Genomic DNA, 17,873 nt, shown 5'->3' with positions numbered 1-17,873 from the left:
CTGCCCAGTTGGCCTGGGCAGGTGGGTTAATTACATCAACAACACTAGACGACTAGTAGTGAGCCGCAAAGTTTTGTTGGATGCTCAGACCGATCTCATCGATGTTGTACGTCAGCGTATCAATACGGCTGGTGAAGTAGCTATACATGATCGTTGCAATAGCGGCTGTACCGATACCGATAGCTGTATTTACAAGAGCCTCAGAGATACCTGTCGAAAGAGCACCTGTATCAGGCTGACCCGTAGCACCCATAGCTGCGAAAGCCCGGATCATACCAAGTACTGTTCCAAGCAGAGCGATCAGCGTAGAAACCGAAGCCAGAGTAGCAATGATGGTTAGGTTTTTTTCCAGCATTGGCAATTCAAGCGTAGTCGCTTCTTCTACTTCTTTTTGTAGAGCTACCAATTTCTGCTCTTTGTCTAACTGATTGTCTGTAGCTAATTGCTGATATTTTACCAGAGCAGTTTTTACTACGTTACCAATTGAACCTTTCTGACGATCGCATTCCTGAATAGCAGCAGCTACTTCATTTCTGTCAAGTTGACCTTTGATTTTCCGAACAAAATCATCGATCGATCCTGAACCGTTTGCACGGCCAATGGTAATAAAGCGCTCAATAGAGAAAACTAGTACGCACAAAAAACAGGTAAACAGAATTGGCACAATAAAACCACCTGCGTAAACGGTACCGAAATAATCGCCGGGCAAAGGAAGCTTATCATGATCACCATCTTGGAAGTGGCTACCATCGCCAAACACGAAATGGAATGTCAACTCAGCAATGATGAACAGAACCGGAATAATAAATACCGGGTTAAGCCCACTTGACTTCTTCTTTGGTGCCGATGCTTTAGCGGGTGCTGGAGAGGGTGTTTGTGTTTTCATTGGAACTGGACTGTAGGGTTAAAATTAAAAGTTGGTTTACCCGGTAAAAAAAGTGAAAAATTTAGACTCTTTCGGTTTGTCAGGATAAAAATTTAATAGAAATACCGTCGAACCTCCACAAAAATATGTGATTTCAATCAAAAACCACACAATTGTATTCTGCAAATGTTTCACTTTTATTGTAACTCAGCAATAAATACTTGGATATATTTAATTTTGCTGATTATTTTTTCAATAGATACCGGAAACGATAAATCCCTGTTTATCAAGTTGTGAATCAATTGCCCTTTCCAGCGGCTAAATAGAGGCTTTGCTTAAGGTGGAGCATGACTCATAAAATAATTGTTAAGAATGTTCTTTATGAATTCCATGAGCTTATGAAAGGCTTGTTGTTAGGTAGATGCAACGTAACATCCGATTCCACAAGAGGCTGTAAAAAAAAGTGCAATCGATTAGTAATTTCGATTGCAGTAAACACTCTTTGAACCATTATGAAGCCAACGCAGGGGGAAAATAAAAGAGACGTAGCACCTGCTACGTCTCTTTTATAATGTCGGGAAGGCGGGATTCGAACCCACGACCTCTTGCACCCCATGCAAGCACGCTACCGGACTGCGCTACATCCCGAAAGGGACTGCAAAAGTAATGGATAATGGATAATGTACAATGGCTGGCTCTGTAAATTCTAACAGTCACCAGCCATTGTCTGTATTTTTTGCATTAGTTTCGACCACTTCCCTGCCTTGATGGAGGAGTTGAACCTCGTTGTTGCTGCATCGGATTAGAACCTTGCGGACCGAGAGGATTTTGCCGTTGCTTATACAACTGGAAGCGCGTTGGCTGCGCTACCCTTGGAAATGAGTTATTTTCAGTATCAATATCGGCGATCTCCTGATAAGGGTCGAGCGTCCACTGCGTTACTTTTTTACTAGTGGTAATTACCTTTTTCAGCGATACGTCGTTGAAGCGCCAGATTTCGGCCGGGAAGCGGGCTACGGAATCGGTGCCATCTTCAAACTGCATTCGAATTATAACTGGCATCGGAACTCCGCCTTTATTCTTCAGCGAAATTGTATAGAAATTAGTACCAGCACTAGACGTAATGGTGCTACGTTCCGACTCGCTCAAACTGGCCAGATAATCCTGATATCTCTTTTTGTCGTTTTCCGTAACAGCATACGGATCATAGCTATTATAGAAATCTTTCATGGTCGAATCTGTAGCCACAACACTTTCTGCTTTTGTAGCCGCATCGCGTTGTTTACTGATCGTACCTGCCCGACGCTGTGCTTCGTTGCGCGCAGCCGCTTTTGATGCAACAGGATCGCCTGAATCAACCTGATACCATTCTACTTCTACTAAATCCTGATCAACGGGCTCAACACCGTAGAACCAGCCTTTCCAGAACCAGTCGAGATCAACGCCCGATGCATCTTCCAGTGTCCGGAAGAAATCGGCAGGCTCCGGACTTTTAAACGCCCACCGACGAGCGTACTCTTTAAACGCATAGTCGAATAATTCGCGACCCATGACAGTTTCACGCAAAATATTCAATGCCGTGGCTGGTTTTGCATACGCATTCGGACCAAGGCTGATTACGTTGTCAGACGAAGTCATAATCGGAGAAAGTACCGATTTGTCTGATTTCATATAATCAACAATGTATTGAGGTTCGCCCCGGCGTGATGGAAAATCGTAATCCCATTCTTTTTCGGCCAGATACTGACAGAACGTATTCAAACCTTCGTCCATCCATGTCCACTGACGTTCGTCGGAATTGACAATCATAGGGAAGAAATTGTGTCCTACTTCGTGGATAATGACGCCAATCATTCCCGCTTTGGTTTGTGCCGAATACGTACCGTCTGGCTCAGGCCGACCACCATTGAACGAAATCATCGGGTACTCCATGCCGCCACCGGCTGTAGCATGGCATGAAATAGCTACTGGATACGGATATTTGATGGTACGATTACCGTACGACTTAAGCGTATGCTCTACTACACGGGTTGAATACTGCCCCCAAAGTGGATTTCCTTCTTTCGAGTAGAACGACATACTCCAGATTTTACGACCATCGCCGTATACATCTGTCTGCATGGCGTCCCAGATGAACTTACGGCTGCTTGCAAAAGCAAAATCCCGAACGTTCTGTGCTGTATATACCCATGTTTTTTTACCTTTTGTATCACCGGGTTTCGCTTTTTCGGCAGCTTCGGCTTCTGCCTGCGTTACAATAACAATTGGTGTTTTCGATGTAGCGGCCTGCGCCATGCGCTTCTGCTGGGTGGCCGTTAATACCTGCTTGTAATTCTGGCATTCGCCGGTTGAGCCAACGATGTGGTCGCTTGGCGCAGTAATCGCTACTTTATAATTACCGAAAATGAGCGTAAACTCACCCTGGCCTAAAAACTGTTTATTCTGCCAGCCATTTACGTCGTTGTATGCACAAAGCCGGGGAAACCAGTGAGCGATGAAATAATTGTAATTGCCATCTTTCGCGAAAAACTCCATACCGCTACGTCCGTAATATTCGGTAATGAAGTAATTCCAGTCGACATTGAATGAATAACTGGCACCCGGTTTTAACCCTGCTGGCAACTCTATCCGCATCATTGTCTGATTGATGGTATACTTGAGCGCTTTGCCGGTTTTAGTATCTTTAACCGATGTGATGTTATAGCCAAATTTATCACTCGCCTGTTGCTGACTACGTTCGCGAACCGACGTCAGATTCTGTAACTGGGCGAAACTCATGCCGCTCTCGTTTACACCACCTGTGCGGGTAACACTACCCGTTGATCCTTTTGCGAACAGGTTTTGGTCGAGTTGGAGCCAGATAAATGGCAGTTCATCAGTAGAGTTATTGTGATATGTAACGGTTTCAGAGCCGATGATTTTCTGATTAGCGTCGTCAAGCTCTACTTTAATATCGTAGTCGGCTCGGTTCTGAAAGTAGTCTTTACCAGGTGCTCCAGAAGCGGTTCGGAACGTATTAGGAGTTGGCAACATGGGACCCAATTGCTCAAAGCGCGTGTTAGCATTTTGAGTAGCTGCCGGTGCCTGCGCCCGTACCGACCAAACTGAAACGGCTAAACCAGCCGCCAGCAAAATTATCTTCCGCATAGTTAGGTTATAGTTGTTGTGAAATGCACGTAAAAGTACAGAAAAAGTACATAATATGTTACTGATGAGCGTTCTCGCAACGCGATTCAACAGAAAAGAGTACGTAGCAAAATATATTTATTGACAACACGTAATTAACGGTAATAGACGTAGCGTACTACGTTCGAAAAATGCCGATAAGAAAGTATTTTTTGTTTCGAATAGCTGTTCGTCGTTAATATTGCCCCTTATACCAACAAGTTATTTACAGTTTAAAATGCTTTTTACCAGTTTTGAATTCGTTGTTCTGGTAATCGTAACGCTGAGCCTATACTACTTACCGGCACTACGTCGGTGGCAGGTGCCGATTCTCATTATAGCCAGTCTGGTATTCTATGCAGCTAATCAGGCCGATTTACTATGGCTGCTGTTGTTATCAGTATCTATCAATATTTTCTCGAGCTATTTCGTGATTTATGGCCACTCCGACCGGCGTAAATTTCATGCTACGTGGGGTGTTGTCGCTAATCTGGGAATTCTCTGTTTTTTTAAATACAGTCCACTTCTCAGCCGGACTTTTTTGCCCGCCGATAGTTCGCTTGCTGAAGTTTTGGTGGCTATGCCCTTGCCGATCGGTATTTCTTTTTTTACGTTTCAGGGTATCAGCTTAGTCATTGATACGTATCGAAATCGCGACGTACCACAGTTTCGGTCGATGATTGCGAAAAATCTGGCGAAACATGCCGAAACCGTCTTTTTCTTTAAAGCATTTTTTCCGCAGTTGGTAGCAGGGCCTATCGTAAAAGCCTATTATTTCCTTCCCCAGATAAAGCCGAAATTCTGGAATGAAATTCAGTGGGATAAGTGCTTTCGTGCATTAGTGGTCGGTTATTTTCTAAAAATGGTTATCGCCGATAATCTGAAAGATCATACTGTACTCATTACATATCCTTATTTCGAAGCGTATTCTTCGCTAACACTGCTAGGTTTACTATTCGGGTATTCGATGCAGATTTTTGCCGATTTTGCTGGCTACTCGCTCATTGCTTTAGGGCTAGCCGGTCTGTTCGGCTATGATTTTCCAATTAATTTCAACTTTCCTTATGTATCGGTTTCGTTTTCTGACTTTTGGCGACGCTGGCACATTTCGCTGTCAAGTTTTCTGCGGGAGTACCTATATATTCCATTGGGGGGAAATCGACACGGCGCTTTCCGGACTTATTTGAACCTAATGCTGACAATGGTTCTTGGCGGTCTCTGGCACGGAGCGGCCTGGAGTTATGCTATCTGGGGTTTTGCGCATGGGTTGGCATTGGCGGTAGAGCGATTTATTGATAACCTTTTTCCATCGAAACCGACACGTATCAGTCAGTTTATACGTGGGATAATCGTGTTTGGGTACGTAACAATTTTGTGGCTTCTGTTCAAACTACCCGATTTCAACCACGTAATAGCGTATTGTAAAGCGTTGGTCAATAATGTGGATAAGCCGAACGACGGGCGTGTGCTTAGTTTGATTGCTGTGTATGCATTGGCAGTAGTTCTGTATCACATCAATTATTTGCTACGTGAGCAACGGCCTGACTCAGAAAAACATCCGGCATGGGAGTTTATAGCCTATGCCGTCATGATTTTTTTAGTCATTACAAACAGCGGTTCGGGAGGATCATTCATTTATTTTCAATTCTAATGATTCGCAAGGCGGTATTCACAACCATTCTGTTGTTGCTGGCGTATAGCCTGTTTATTACCATTTTTCGGAGCAATATCCGGCGAACGGCGCAGACCGTTGAACAACGTAATACAGTAAAAGCCGAAGAGTTTTTGTATGAAAATGGGGCGCAGGCTGATACAATAATTGTAGGCTCATCGATGAGCAATCGGCTGTTGTTCGACAGTTTGCCGGGGCACCTTGGGCATTATTATAATCTATCACTGGAGGGAATGACGTCGGTCGATGGCCTGCATTTGATAGCTCATTCTGCTTCTCGGCCTAAGTTAATACTTGTCGAAATCAATACGTTAGATCGTAGCCCAGACACTACGTTCTTCGCCAAATTTGTGGAACCGGGTTGGTCACAGATTCGTCAGTATGTTCCGTTTATGCGGTTAAAATACCAGCCTGTCGGTGTGATGAAAGCGTTGCTACGTGATTGGCGTGGTGGAGGAGCCTCGGACGAAATTGTAGAGACCGTCGATACTGCTTTTGTAACAAGACTGGTTCAGAAGCGATTGGCCCAAACGAACGATAAGCCAGAGGACAAGGCTTTGCGCGCTACGATTGAAGATGCCAATACGTATGTACAGATGCTACGTAAAGAAGGTACGCAATTGATTTTCTTCGAAATGCCGACAGACCCACGCATTCGTAATTCGAACGTGAGCAAAAGGTTGCGAGAATTGGTTTCAGAGCAATTTCCCGCGTCTGATTTTCGCCATATTCCTTTTCCCGATGATACGTATCAGACGACCGATGGTGTTCATTTACCACGTGCCGAATGTGTTCGATATACGCGTTATCTGTATAAGCACATAAGCCAGCCGCAATTGACAGCTAATAGTGTTGAAACAGCTTCGAAGTGAAATTTTAATTAGTGCATCAATTCGCTCAGATACTCGTTGTTAATGATGAGCGAAATGGCCATACCTGCCACGATTCCAGACACAACCAATACCCAGCGTAGTCGGGAGTTATTGAGAATCTCCAATACCAGAAAGGCCAGCGCAAGAATAAGGGCTACAATAAGTAGCTGGCCTAATTCAAGTCCAAGGTTAAAGGCGAGGAGTGGCTCAAGGATGTTGGCTTCTTTACCTAGCAAACTGCGCAGGTAATTTGAAAAACCCATGCCATGAATTAACCCAAACGCCAGCGCCAGACCATAACGCCAACGGCTTTTCGACTGTTGCGAAATAGAAACCGATTTCGATTTAGGTTCCTGAAAAAATAAGTTGGTAATCGCCGTAATCAGAATGGTAATCGGAATAAGCAACTCAATGACTTCGGTTTTATAGTGAATCAATTGAAGCGTTGCCAGCGCCAACGTAATGGAATGGCCAATGGTGAAAGCTGTGACCAATACCAGTACCTGTTTCCATTGCCGAAGCGTATAAACCGCGCAAAGCGCAATCACGAATAAGACATGATCGTAGCCGCCGGGATCGGTAATATGATCGAAACCAAGCTGAAGGTAAATCAAAAAATCATTCATTAATAAAGAGAGAAGGGGGTGCTGTAATGCTACGTAGTGGTTGCGAGCGTTTATTTAAACCACTCGGCATACATAACGTAATTATTCGCCGTCCGACTAAAAATTTCAGCTTGTTCGGGAGATACCGCTTTTAGGAACTTGGCTGGATTTCCAGCGTATATAGAACCCGGTGGTACGATGGTGTTTTGGGTAACAATAGCGCCAGCTGCAATAATACTACCCGACCCAATGACAGCCCCATCCATCACAATCGCGCCCATACCGATCAATACGTTGTCTTCCACAGTGCAGCCGTGCACCACAGCATTATGCGCAATAGAAACGGAGTTGCCAATAACAGTTTTGTGCCGTTGATACGTACAATGAATCACCGCCCCGTCCTGAATATTCGTTCGATCGCCAATCGTGATTGTATTTACATCGCCCCGAATAACTGCATTGAACCAAACGGTACAATCGCGGCCCATTGTGACCTGCCCAACAATGGTTGCGTTATCGGCATACCAACAGTTTTCGCCGAATTGTGGATGAATGCCGTGAACGGGTTTAATAAGTGTCATGCCTGAACAGAAGTCGTTTGCGGCAAAAATACGTAACGCGGCCTACTTGTCCACACTCTCAATGAGTACCATGTGGATAAGTAGGCCGCGTTACGTTATAAAATCCAGAATTACTTGTCTAGCACGATGGTTTCGTTGACCAGATAAGCCCCTGATTCGGTTACAAGATTATAAACAGTTTCCGCCGAACGACTGGCTTTTTCAATACGTATCACCCGATACGTAACGGCCTTGCCATTCTCAATTCGGTATAAACTTTCGCCAACTGCTACGTTTCCCAGCGGTTTCTGGCCTGTTTCTGTTAACACTGGATGATTGGCTGTTGCTTCCAGTAAAGTTAGCGTAACAGGAACGTTACGTGTATCTGCGGTAAGTTCGTTGGTTGGTGTAAGCGACACGCCTACTAACGCAAAATCGCCTTCGTGTGTATCTACGCGCGTTACGCGGGTCGGAACGAGTGTTTTCGTTTTTACATCGTAACCCTGTACTACGTCGCCAACCTTTACCTCGCTGATCGCTTTTGCTGAACCATCTGGTATCGAAACCGGTGCATTAGCCGCAAAGCAGAAATTGTACTCTTCTTTTTTCTTCGAACCGCCTTCATCCGATTTGGCACCTCCGCCCGATAAAAGGCCAGCCATTTCGCGGGAAAGCACGAACGTAAGCGCTGACATAAGGCCCGGTTCTTTTTCGCCAACGTATTTCAAATCGTCGATGTACGCATCCCATGCTTTTCGGTCGCCCGATGCGCCAGGAATCACAAACGGTTTTATTTCGTTGGTTTTGCCATTCTGATAAATTGCCAGCAAGCCTAACTCTTTGGTGTCTTCGGCAGAAAAGACTTTGTATAGGTAAATTTTGCGGGTGATTCCGTCGCTATATGTAAAGACATATGCTGGACGTTCTTCGTAACGATCCAAGATAAAGCCGCCCGATTTGAAGTACGTGTCTTTATCGAGATTCGCAATTTTGATGGCTTTAATAGCGGTTAACTGCTCCAACGTCATGCCCGGCGTGGATGCGCTGGCTGAAGCGGTTTGCGCCCAGACGCGCTGGCTGAGCAACTGCGTTGTAACAGCGCAGGTTAGAAAAAAGAAGAGCGATAGCAGGTTGTTTTTCATGATTCTGGCGGCAACAGGCTTCGGCTATTGCATCTAAGTCCAATTGAGATAAGCGTTTATGGCAACAGCCGGAGCCTGTTGCCGCCGTTATTTTTTTGTGTATTCGCCAACGCGGGCGTGAATCGCTTCAACGGTTCGGCGAGCGGAGGTAAAAGCTCCCGCCATCCAAGCCGTCAGATACGTAGTATGTTCCCCAGCGAAATAAATATTCCCGTCGGGTTCAAGTAGCGCGGGGTAGTATTTTCGGCGTGTTGCATCGTCATAATTAGCCCAACCACCTTCGCTGTATGGGATTCGATGCCAAGCCAGTGAAAACGAATTTTCAAATTCACTTGGATACTGCGGATGAATTTTGCTGCCCTGAGCAAGCGCCATTTTTTCGCGTTCAGCAATTGATAACGTACCAACGGCTTCGGCCCGGCTATAAAAATTATAATAGCCAATCAGCACGCCTTTCTGTTCCTGCAAACCAAACGAGGGATACCATATCTGATTGATATCCATGTTAGTTCGGGTGATTCCGCCATAAATTCCGTCGTCGTCTTCCCAGAAGCGACGCTTAAATTGTAGTCCGATTTTCCCTGTTTTCATGTATGGAACAAAATCAGCCGCCCGTTTGATGGTACCCGATAAATCTGATTCCAGATTTTTTAACAGTGGTAACGGAAGTGTACATACGCAGAACTCACCCGTTAGCTCCACTGGTTTCCCATCTTTCTGATACACAACCCGAACCCCATTATCCGTTTTGCGAAGCTCTTTAACCGGCGCGTTGAATATGATTTTACCCGCCAGTTTTTTCTCCAACGCCTTCGGAATCATATCCATCCCGCCAATAGGTTGCAGCAACGTAGCCTGTTGTTCATAAGCGTAATCGCCTACGTTGTAAAAAACAGGTTGCATGAACCCTGAACGTAGCAAATCGGTCAGGCCATAAGGGTCAGTGATTGTACCGGGCGCATTGCCCGCACCGGGATCACTTTTCGCTTTGTAGCCGCGTCGATTTGTGCCTTTATACAGATGCGTTGTATTTAAATCGCCTTCATTTTTTAGAAAGTCGACCAGCTTCTCTACGTCTTCTTTCGTTAATTGCTGATCCAGGGCCGACTGATCGAGTGCTTTTGATAGAAGTTCCGCCGTATAGCCGCGCATATCGTTATGATAATCACTGATACGCATCCGGCGGTTAGCCAGTTCGCCCGTGCCGCCTTCGTTATAAAGATAAGCCGATTCGTTGGCACCATTAAAAATCTGTAACGGAACGCCTAACTCCTTGCAATACTGAAGCGTTAGCTGGTGATGGTGCGGAATCCGGGCCGCTCCACCATTGAAATAATGGCCATTGGCAAACGAGCAGGTTTGTTGTGCTCCGCCAATCTCGGTTTCGTTCGTACCACCCCGAATTGTCCAGACACGTCCGCCCGAACGTGAACGAGCTTCTACTACGGTGCAGTCGTAACCAAGCTTGCCGAGTTCGTAAGCCGCTGTCATGCCCGCTAGGCCAGCTCCTAAAATAATTACTTTTCTCCCCTTGCCGTCGTTACGCTGCCCATTGGCGGGTAAGTCAAATGCAGACGCCGGAGCCGGATGAAGCATTCCCCAAGCCAGCAAGCTGGCGTAACTGGCACTCGTACTGTTGATGAAGTCGCGTCTTGTCATATAATCGTGAATAGTCGATACGTAGCGAAGCAAAACGCTACGTTCACAGCGACTGAGCAGCTATTGATTCGCTACGTATCGACTTGTTTATCCTACAACTTTTTTAAATCCTTCTACGAAAATGGCCATCTCGTCCATCGTGCCAACGCTGACCCGGCAATAGGGTTGGCCGTTGAAATCACGAGTTTGAATACCAATACCTTGTCCGAACATCTGATTGCTGAACGACGAGGTTTTCATACGGATTGGGAATAGGATAAAATTTGCTGATGACGGAATCACCTCGTAACCCATGTCGGTGAGTGCTTTGGTGGTGTAGGTACGTGCCTTCGCATTTTCGGCGCGGCAGTGGTTCTGCCATGCTTTATCCTGATAACTGGCAATACCGGCCATTAACGTAGTGATACTCACCGCAAATTCGCCGTTGGTATAGGCACGTAGCGTTTTGAGCATATTCGGCTGCGCAATTGCGTAGCCAAGACGTAACCCGGCAAATCCGTGAATTTTTGAGAACGTGCGGGCCAGTATTATGTTCATGCCTTCGCTAACCAGTTTGCCCAGTTTTGGCCGGTCGGCTGGTTCGAAAAAATCGATATACGCTTCGTCAATAAATACCGGGACTTTAGGAGCGACTTCCCGACAGAATGTTTCCAGCTCGGCCGTGGGTACAATTGTGCCCGTTGGGTTATTCGGATTGACGATATAGATCATTTTTACCTCAGGCGTAATGGCAGCTTTGATAGCCGGGAGGTCAAATTTGAAGTCCTTCGTCATAGGCAACGCTTTAATTTTGGCCCCAAACTTTTCGGCTCGCTGGAGCAGATCGTCGTAGGTCATTGCGCTGGTCAGAATCGTGCCGCCCCCTTTGGCAAAATAATCGGCAGCCGCCATCAATACGTCCGACGAGCCGGGCGACATCATGATATTTTCGGCTTTTACGCCTTCGTCGGTGGCAATTAAGCCTTTAAGTTGGCCGAACTCCATCCAAGCGTAGCGGTTGCCTAATTCCGCAGCTTTAATGAGCGCGTCTTTGGCATTTTGTGAAATCCCAAGTGGGTTTTCGTTTGCCAACAAACGTGCCCGAAGTTTAGGCATTTTGGCAAACGGGTCATCGGCAAAGGCGAATTCGTTGGTAAAGGTCGATACGTAGGGTGCTGCCGAACGAGCCGCTTCGGCCGATGCGAACCGACTAAAGCTCAAACCAGCCGTTAATAAGCCACTGGCACGAAGCCAGTCCCGACGTGTTAGTTGTGATGACATGATCTATAGTTTTTTGTATTAATCGAGGATAAAATAAAAGTAAGTCAAAATACAACTCCCTAGTAGATAGGGTTTTGTGAAAGTACAAATTAATGCCAATAAATAAAGATTTATGCACTGAAAAGTGCTTGTTAAATATTTTGATATTGATTTGTTATGCCAAATATATAGGAACAATATATTAAATTTACCGAAGAAATAGTAGTGTTTTATTGCTAATCTATGCTGCTGTGGATTTTAGTGAACGGCTATATTAATGTAAAAAAGATCATAAAATAAAAGAGGATCAACGCTGGGCGCTGATCCTCTTTCTCAGTTTGTTACTACGTAGCATTTCTAAAAATGAAGTGAATGCTACGTAGCAGAGCAATATTATTTTCTGTAAATCAGTTGGACCTGCCCGGCAGCAGTTGTACTTGAAGATGTCGGCAACGTATAGCTGACAGTAGGAGTTAGTGCTAATTCTTCGATGTTTTTATTCTTAGTGTAGGTATATTTCTCTTCATCGCCTGCGTCATACTTCAACGTCAGGTTGTTATTGTCGTATGTCCATGTACCGCTTGCATCATCGACCGTAACGTTTTTAAACGTAGTGTTAAAGGTATTGTCCGAGTAAATGTCGATGGTTGAACCAATTGATTCAAAATAATACAAGTCGATAGCTGCTCCATTAAAATTAGTGGCAGCCGGAAACCCGCTCAATAACCCTCTGCTTAGCTCCCATCGCCCCACTATAGGCGAAACAGGTGCCACATCGGTGGTTTTATTACAAGATGTAAGTCCCCAAAAAGAGACTAATAAACAGAGTACATACACATAACGCTTCATAAGCAGTTGAATTTTTAGTCAATTCGGGGTTTGAAAAAGAACTACGAGCGTAAACTACGAAAAAAACGAATAGTTCACCAAACATATTACGCCGATGGAGCGGCAGTTGATGCAAACAGAATCACTATTTCTAAATTTAGTTTTCGGCTTGATTCAGATGATAGTTATGTAAGTAAACTTATATCAAATATTTATATTGTAAATTTGTAACTATTTTTGAATAAAATATCTATAAATTTGCAGTAAGGCAATTGGAGAGTTTTATAAAATAGCCATCTGATATTAAAATAGCCATCTGATATATAGTCGAACGTCTATGAACTCTGTATTTATATACTGTTTAGCATTGATTGGCATAGCTACAGAATTTACAAGTTGCGCGCAGAAGCAAGCGCAGGAAGTTGCGCCAGAAAATGGTTGCCTTATTGCTACCCAAACAATTAAAAAATTGGTAAGTACGAGACAGTTCTCTCAGCTTGAACCAGAAACCATCGTTATAGATAGAGAATCATTTCAGGTAAGTACTACCCAAAAAAGTGTTTATGCGTATGATGAGCAGGGGCGTATTTCGATTGAGTATACTATTTATCCTGACAAAGCAGATTCGGCATACTACCACTATGATTCGAAGAATGTAACTATAAAAAGGATAAACTTAACTGCTCTTTCTAAGCCTGTTAGTATTGAAAAAATACCCTTAAATAGCCAAGGGTATGCTGAAGTACAATTTGGCACCAGAAAAGCTACTTACGACAAAAACGGTTATCTGACCTGTCTTGAGTCGGTAGGTGGAACAAACATAAACTATAAGGTGCAGAATGGAAATCTGATAGAAACATCATTCTCAGATAGTCCAGCGACGCCGACTCATATTATCCGAAACAAGTTCGACTATACTAGGCCGGGTATTCCGACACTACCTACTTTTTATGGAAAGGAATCTCGTTATTTGCTCGTACAAACTACAATTGACAATCAGTTTGGTGCGTCTATTATTCCTAATGTGTATACAGGAAATTTTACCCACAAACTCGATAGAAAAGGGAATGTACTGAGACGTGTTTACCACGGAAAAGATGGAGAGTCTGCTTATATATATGGTGGCCTTATCGTTATTGTAAACGATTATACTTACACGTGTTCTAAATGAACTTACCCCGCCAGTTCCTTCAATGCTTTTACGAACGTATCTAGCTCGTTTGTTTTGGTATAAATATGGGGCGTAACGCGGATACCCTTCACGGTTGGGCTGTCGATAGCTACGGTAAAAATCTTATACGTATCGAACAAGGCTTTCGATAAATCGGCTGGCTTTAATTTGGCTATTCCTACGTTAGCAATGGCACAGGAACGGTTTGGGTCGTCGGGCGTATTGAGAATAATATTGGGATGCTTCCGAATCTGATCGGTCCAGTAACGTTGTAAATAGCGCAAACGAGACTGCTTCCGTTCAATACCGATACGTTCGTGAAATCGAATGGCATCCTGAATAGCCAAATCGGTAGCAACGGGATGCGTTCCGGTATGATTGAGCTTCCGAATGTTATCGTCTGAAAAGTTACTGTCGCCAAACATCGGCCAAAGTGCTGGAATCTTATCCTTACGCACGTACAGAATCCCCGCCCCTAAGGGCACGCCAAGCCATTTGTGTAAGCTACTGGCGTAATAGTCGCAGCCGCCTAAATCAGCTATAGTAAAAGCCAGTTGCCCAAACGCGTGTGCGCCATCGACCATAACCCCTACGTTATGTTTATGGGCCATTTCCGTAATCTGGCGGATGGGCATAATCTGTCCCGTGATATTGACCATGTGGCAAACCATCAGCAACCGGGTTTTCGACGTAATGGCTTTTTCATACAAACTCACTAGTTCGGCATGGGATTTGGGATGGTTAGGAATAGAAATCATCTTGTTGACAATACCATGCCGCCGAGCCTGAAGCCGAAACATATCGAGCATGGCTCCGTAATCCTGCTCGGCCATTATCGCTTCGTCGCCCGGTTTCCAGTTCAGGCCAGCAATAACGGTATCCAGCGATTCGGTGGTGTTTCGGGTAATAATTAGCTCGTCGGGCGAGCAGCCAAGCAGCCGGGCCAGTTGCGCCTGAGATTCCAGTTTGTCGTTGAACTGGCGAGTACGCATATAGTACGACGATACGCTGTTAATCTTCTGAATATGCTTCAGATAGCTATCCATAACCGGCTGGGCCGCCAGCGAATAATAGCCATTTTCGAGTTGGATAAAATCGTTCGTGATCGGGTAAGCTGCGCGAATGGTAGCCCAAAACTCTTCCTGCTGTGCCAATTTCTCGGCTGGTACGTGTGAAACCTGAGCAACCAGTTCATCTAAATCAGGCCACTTCATGACGGGGAGCGTTGTTGCCCCGACCATACTTTTAAGAAATTGCCGTTTCGATAAAAGAGACATAGCAGGAGAAGTTAGGTTCGTCGGTTACTGGATCACTGACTTACATCAGGAACCTAGATTATCTAAAAAACTTTGCAGGCGGGTAATTTTGATCCCACGATATGGACTAAGATCAAGCAAATCGATTTTATTACCTGTAATGAGGTATTCAGCTTGAGCATCAATTGCCAACGCTAACAGGTAATTATCATCGGGGTCAGGGCTATCAGCGACTACAGTTGTTGGCTCAATGATGGTGAGTCTAACGCGAACAACTTCTAGAAAAAGAGCTATTTCGGCTGGTGTAACATATTTACGAAACTTGTCTCTATAGGCTACATCCGAAAGTTCAGTTAGTAAATTATGATCAGCAAATAACTCAATATCTGCCCGTTCTAAAACCTTTTTTAACTTCTCCCGATGCTTTTTTCCAATCAGTGCACTAATGAAATCATTGGTATCAATCACAATTCTCATATAGAGCTATTTGATTGATTTCGTCTTTCGATTCTATATGCTTTGATTTCATCCATGATTTCGTCATCACTCATGTCTGGCTCTGTTTGCGGCAATCTACCATCGAGTTTATTCCACAAATCTGCCCAAATAGGAGGCTCAGTTTTGATAGAAATAATCCCCAAATCAATTAAATCATCGATAAGTTTTCGGGCCTTGGCTGTCTTTATTTCTATTGTGAGCGTTTCCATGATTGTATTACGTGCTTACTAGTCAAAGCTAACAAATATGGAGCGATGAGACAAGAAACAACCTCTGCGAATTAACGCAAATTCGGTACCGGCAAAACGGGCAGACTTTCGTTACCATCGTTGCTAACAGCCTGTACAGCAAAGTAATAATTGTCTTTCGAGAACGGGAGCGTCATGCCTAGTTTGTTGGTGAAAAATTTCTTTTGCCAGAACGGCCAGTGCGTTTCGCGCATCAATACGTAGTAACCTTTTACATTGCCGGTTTTCGGAGCTTGCCAGTACAATACCGTAGCGTTGGTCAGGTTCCGGACATCGACTGTTACGTTCTGTGGAGTTGAGGGCGATTTTGCCAGATTAGCCAGCGTTGCCAGATTAACAGCTGTATTCTTACGGAGGTATTCGAAGTCCATAAACTTAGCGTAGTCGCCGTATTCAATGCCGTTTTCAGTGCGTAAGTCCTGATGCTGGTGCTCGTAATTTTCGTTCATCTCGGTCAAGCGTACCGCTGCAAATCCGCGTTGAACGTAGGGTGTATGGTCGCCCCCACGCAGATACCGGTCGTTCCGATATACCATCACTACGTCCAGATTTTCGACGTAGCGTTCGCCAACTTCTTTCAGATACCGGGCCAGCGTGCGGGCTTTACCGTCGTTTTCGTTACCAAATCGCTGAATTTGCGCGATACGTCCGGTTGTGTCTTTCAACAGACTGGCGGGTAAACCTTCACTGAATACACGTAATCGGGTATTGTCGATGATACGTGTATCACTGGAGTTGTTGCTACCCATAATATCGTTGTTCAGGACGGCCTCTACGTTCCATTTCTCTTTTACAGCTCGCTCGGAGAGATGTTCAGCACCAAGCAATCCTTGTTCTTCTCCCGTTAACGTAACGAATATAACCGTGGCCGGAAATGACGATTTACTCATCACCCGACATAGTTCAATAACGGCCGCCGTACCCGAACCATCGTCATTAGCACCGGGCGCATCCGATTCGCGGTTCATTACGTTCGTTACGCGGCTATCCATATGGCCCTGTACGATGAAGATGCGGTTATCGTTAGGATCGGTGCCTTTGAGCGTCGCCATTACGTTACCCATGTTTGCGGGCTTATCAATACGTCGACCGTCGGGTTGGAGCGTCCACGTATCAAGCGTAGCGCTTAAACGCCCGTTCGATTGTTTCGCATACTGATTGAATTTGCCTAAAATCCATTGACGAGCCGCACCAAGTCCTTTTTTCGTGGGAGATGCGGTCGCATCATTTGGTACACTTAACGTATGCCGGGTGCCGAAACTAACTAGCCCGTTGATATGTGCGCGAAGACTATCGGCCGAAATCTGAGTTATAAGGTCGGCAATCTGCGGATCACGATTCACACTAACTGTCTGGGCGTTTACGTACGAAGAAAAACAGACGCAAACGAGAAAAGAGGAAAGTAAAGCTTTAGATGGCATACGTTTGGTTGATGATTGAAAAACGAAACTAACAAAAAAGCGCAGACGATAGTCCACGCTCAAAATCTGGCTAACTGATTTCAGAACGACCAGGCAACACCAGCACCTGTTGCAACCTGCCCTGTCAGCGGAACCTGATTAACGGATAAGCCTACACGTGGCTGACGTAGCAACTGGTTATAGCGAGTCACAGCTTTATTGACCTGACTATTGCCAATAATCGAAAACGTGAGTGAGGATACAATAGAGCCGCCATATACTGTCCAATACGTTCCATTATTTTTAGAACTAGTTAACACAATATACGCCAGCGGAACCAAAGCCGTCAGGCGACTCAGGGTAGTTAACGTGCGGAACGTCTGAAAACGATGATTGACTTCGGCATCGTTCAGCTCATAAAATGGAATTTCCAGCGAATAGGGAGACGAGAGTTTTTTGCCTCCGTAGAAATAAACACTACCTAGCGATGAAGAGCCATAAGCCCGTTCAATAGGCATTAAATGGGCTGGAATGGGAATGCTTCTATAATGCGACGTATCGTCAGCTTCGCGTTGAGCATAGGCTGTTGAGGAGAACAGAAAGAAAACAATAAACCCTGAGACGTATCGCATACGCATAGAACGAAAAACAATGCGATTTAGCAGATGGCAACTAAAAAAACAATGACGCTCC

General features: G+C 44.9%; 16 protein-coding genes and 1 tRNA gene. 3 read left to right on the top strand and 14 right to left on the bottom strand.

Annotation, left to right across the window (positions count from 1 at the left end; translation table 11 throughout):
* Positions 1-52 precede the first annotated feature (52 nt).
* From ACYVD4_RS28215 to ACYVD4_RS28205, 3 genes are all read right to left on the bottom strand, one after another.
* On the bottom strand, positions 53-886 hold the full coding sequence (locus ACYVD4_RS28215; RefSeq protein ID WP_460951339.1) for a MotA/TolQ/ExbB proton channel family protein: 834 nt from the start codon (positions 884-886) through the stop codon (positions 53-55).
* A 553-nt stretch (positions 887-1,439) separates the two neighbouring features.
* Positions 1,440-1,513, bottom strand: a tRNA-Pro gene (locus ACYVD4_RS28210).
* Between the two features lie 93 nt (positions 1,514-1,606).
* Complete coding sequence (locus tag ACYVD4_RS28205) at positions 1,607-4,012, bottom strand: M1 family metallopeptidase (protein ID WP_460951337.1); 2,406 nt, start codon at positions 4,010-4,012, stop codon at positions 1,607-1,609.
* A 256-nt stretch (positions 4,013-4,268) separates the two neighbouring features.
* Between ACYVD4_RS28205 and ACYVD4_RS28200 the strand changes: the two genes are divergently transcribed.
* Together ACYVD4_RS28200 and ACYVD4_RS28195 are read left to right on the top strand one after the other, a co-directional pair.
* Positions 4,269-5,681 carry an MBOAT family O-acyltransferase gene (locus ACYVD4_RS28200; RefSeq protein WP_460951336.1) on the top strand — a complete coding sequence of 471 codons (1,413 nt, stop codon included), beginning with the start codon at positions 4,269-4,271 and terminating at the stop codon, positions 5,679-5,681.
* The gene (locus tag ACYVD4_RS28195; protein ID WP_460951335.1) at positions 5,681-6,574 is read left to right on the top strand and encodes a hypothetical protein; all 894 of its coding nucleotides are present in this window, start codon (positions 5,681-5,683) and stop codon (positions 6,572-6,574) included. Before ACYVD4_RS28200 ends, ACYVD4_RS28195 begins: the two co-directional genes overlap by 1 nt.
* 8 nt (positions 6,575-6,582) lie before the next feature.
* Here ACYVD4_RS28195 and ACYVD4_RS28190 read toward each other — a convergent pair whose 3' ends face one another.
* From ACYVD4_RS28190 to ACYVD4_RS28165, 6 genes are all read right to left on the bottom strand, one after another.
* Positions 6,583-7,200, bottom strand: a complete 618-nt coding sequence (locus ACYVD4_RS28190) for a HupE/UreJ family protein (RefSeq protein WP_460951334.1) — start codon at positions 7,198-7,200, stop codon at positions 6,583-6,585.
* A 50-nt stretch (positions 7,201-7,250) separates the two neighbouring features.
* Positions 7,251-7,760: a gamma carbonic anhydrase family protein gene (locus ACYVD4_RS28185; protein ID WP_460951332.1), complete on the bottom strand. Its 510-nt coding sequence runs from the start codon at positions 7,758-7,760 to the stop codon at positions 7,251-7,253.
* A 110-nt stretch (positions 7,761-7,870) separates the two neighbouring features.
* On the bottom strand, positions 7,871-8,881 hold the full coding sequence (locus ACYVD4_RS28180; protein WP_460951331.1) for a Hint domain-containing protein: 1,011 nt from the start codon (positions 8,879-8,881) through the stop codon (positions 7,871-7,873).
* An 87-nt stretch (positions 8,882-8,968) separates the two neighbouring features.
* Positions 8,969-10,540, bottom strand: a complete 1,572-nt coding sequence (locus tag ACYVD4_RS28175; protein ID WP_460951330.1) for a flavin monoamine oxidase family protein — start codon at positions 10,538-10,540, stop codon at positions 8,969-8,971.
* An 87-nt stretch (positions 10,541-10,627) separates the two neighbouring features.
* Positions 10,628-11,800 (bottom strand): pyridoxal phosphate-dependent aminotransferase, encoded by a 1,173-nt coding sequence (locus ACYVD4_RS28170; RefSeq protein WP_460951329.1) that lies wholly within the window; start codon positions 11,798-11,800, stop codon positions 10,628-10,630.
* 372 nt (positions 11,801-12,172) lie between these two features.
* The gene (locus ACYVD4_RS28165) at positions 12,173-12,628 is read right to left on the bottom strand and encodes a hypothetical protein (RefSeq protein WP_460951327.1); all 456 of its coding nucleotides are present in this window, start codon (positions 12,626-12,628) and stop codon (positions 12,173-12,175) included.
* 316 nt (positions 12,629-12,944) lie between these two features.
* Here ACYVD4_RS28165 and ACYVD4_RS28160 point away from each other — a divergent pair, with 316 nt between their 5' ends.
* Positions 12,945-13,778: a hypothetical protein gene (locus ACYVD4_RS28160; protein ID WP_460951325.1), complete on the top strand. Its 834-nt coding sequence runs from the start codon at positions 12,945-12,947 to the stop codon at positions 13,776-13,778.
* A gap of 2 nt (positions 13,779-13,780) precedes the next feature.
* Here ACYVD4_RS28160 and ACYVD4_RS28155 read toward each other — a convergent pair whose 3' ends face one another.
* The 5 genes from ACYVD4_RS28155 to ACYVD4_RS28135 all read right to left on the bottom strand — a co-directional run bounded on the left by ACYVD4_RS28155 (position 13,781) and on the right by ACYVD4_RS28135 (position 17,812).
* Positions 13,781-15,055 (bottom strand): aminotransferase class V-fold PLP-dependent enzyme, encoded by a 1,275-nt coding sequence (locus ACYVD4_RS28155; protein WP_460951324.1) that lies wholly within the window; start codon positions 15,053-15,055, stop codon positions 13,781-13,783.
* A 45-nt stretch (positions 15,056-15,100) separates the two neighbouring features.
* The gene (locus tag ACYVD4_RS28150; protein WP_460951322.1) at positions 15,101-15,511 is read right to left on the bottom strand and encodes a putative toxin-antitoxin system toxin component, PIN family; all 411 of its coding nucleotides are present in this window, start codon (positions 15,509-15,511) and stop codon (positions 15,101-15,103) included.
* Positions 15,508-15,741, bottom strand: a complete 234-nt coding sequence (locus tag ACYVD4_RS28145; RefSeq protein WP_460951321.1) for a hypothetical protein — start codon at positions 15,739-15,741, stop codon at positions 15,508-15,510. Before ACYVD4_RS28145 ends, ACYVD4_RS28150 begins: the two co-directional genes overlap by 4 nt.
* A 71-nt stretch (positions 15,742-15,812) precedes the next feature.
* Positions 15,813-17,201 carry a M28 family metallopeptidase gene (locus tag ACYVD4_RS28140; RefSeq protein ID WP_460951320.1) on the bottom strand — a complete coding sequence of 463 codons (1,389 nt, stop codon included), beginning with the start codon at positions 17,199-17,201 and terminating at the stop codon, positions 15,813-15,815.
* A gap of 80 nt (positions 17,202-17,281) precedes the next feature.
* A complete protein-coding gene (locus ACYVD4_RS28135) occupies positions 17,282-17,812 on the bottom strand; it encodes a hypothetical protein (RefSeq protein WP_460951319.1) in 531 nt (176 codons plus the stop codon).
* Between the last annotated feature and the right edge of the window lie 61 nt (positions 17,813-17,873).

It is taken from the genome of Spirosoma daeguense, from assembly GCF_054776875.1.
This window is presented reverse-complemented; position numbering and strand designations above follow the sequence as displayed.

Excerpts from the sequence above, each read along its gene's own strand:
- ACYVD4_RS28170 (WP_460951329.1), bottom strand. The coding sequence starts at position 11,800 with ATGTCATCACAACTAACACGTCGGGACTGGCTTCGTGCCAGTGGCTTA.
- ACYVD4_RS28145 (WP_460951321.1), bottom strand. The coding sequence starts at position 15,741 with ATGGAAACGCTCACAATAGAAATAAAGACAGCCAAGGCCCGAAAACTT.
- ACYVD4_RS28215 (WP_460951339.1), bottom strand. The coding sequence starts at position 886 with ATGAAAACACAAACACCCTCTCCAGCACCCGCTAAAGCATCGGCACCA.
- ACYVD4_RS28160 (WP_460951325.1), top strand. The coding sequence starts at position 12,945 with ATGAACTCTGTATTTATATACTGTTTAGCATTGATTGGCATAGCTACA.
- ACYVD4_RS28155 (WP_460951324.1), bottom strand. The coding sequence starts at position 15,055 with ATGTCTCTTTTATCGAAACGGCAATTTCTTAAAAGTATGGTCGGGGCA.
- ACYVD4_RS28205 (WP_460951337.1), bottom strand. The coding sequence starts at position 4,012 with ATGCGGAAGATAATTTTGCTGGCGGCTGGTTTAGCCGTTTCAGTTTGG.
- ACYVD4_RS28195 (WP_460951335.1), top strand. The coding sequence starts at position 5,681 with ATGATTCGCAAGGCGGTATTCACAACCATTCTGTTGTTGCTGGCGTAT.
- ACYVD4_RS28185 (WP_460951332.1), bottom strand. The coding sequence starts at position 7,760 with ATGACACTTATTAAACCCGTTCACGGCATTCATCCACAATTCGGCGAA.
- ACYVD4_RS28150 (WP_460951322.1), bottom strand. The coding sequence starts at position 15,511 with ATGAGAATTGTGATTGATACCAATGATTTCATTAGTGCACTGATTGGA.
- ACYVD4_RS28135 (WP_460951319.1), bottom strand. The coding sequence starts at position 17,812 with ATGCGATACGTCTCAGGGTTTATTGTTTTCTTTCTGTTCTCCTCAACA.
- ACYVD4_RS28190 (WP_460951334.1), bottom strand. The coding sequence starts at position 7,200 with ATGAATGATTTTTTGATTTACCTTCAGCTTGGTTTCGATCATATTACC.
- ACYVD4_RS28180 (WP_460951331.1), bottom strand. The coding sequence starts at position 8,881 with ATGAAAAACAACCTGCTATCGCTCTTCTTTTTTCTAACCTGCGCTGTT.
- ACYVD4_RS28200 (WP_460951336.1), top strand. The coding sequence starts at position 4,269 with ATGCTTTTTACCAGTTTTGAATTCGTTGTTCTGGTAATCGTAACGCTG.
- ACYVD4_RS28165 (WP_460951327.1), bottom strand. The coding sequence starts at position 12,628 with ATGAAGCGTTATGTGTATGTACTCTGTTTATTAGTCTCTTTTTGGGGA.
- ACYVD4_RS28140 (WP_460951320.1), bottom strand. The coding sequence starts at position 17,201 with ATGCCATCTAAAGCTTTACTTTCCTCTTTTCTCGTTTGCGTCTGTTTT.
- ACYVD4_RS28175 (WP_460951330.1), bottom strand. The coding sequence starts at position 10,540 with ATGACAAGACGCGACTTCATCAACAGTACGAGTGCCAGTTACGCCAGC.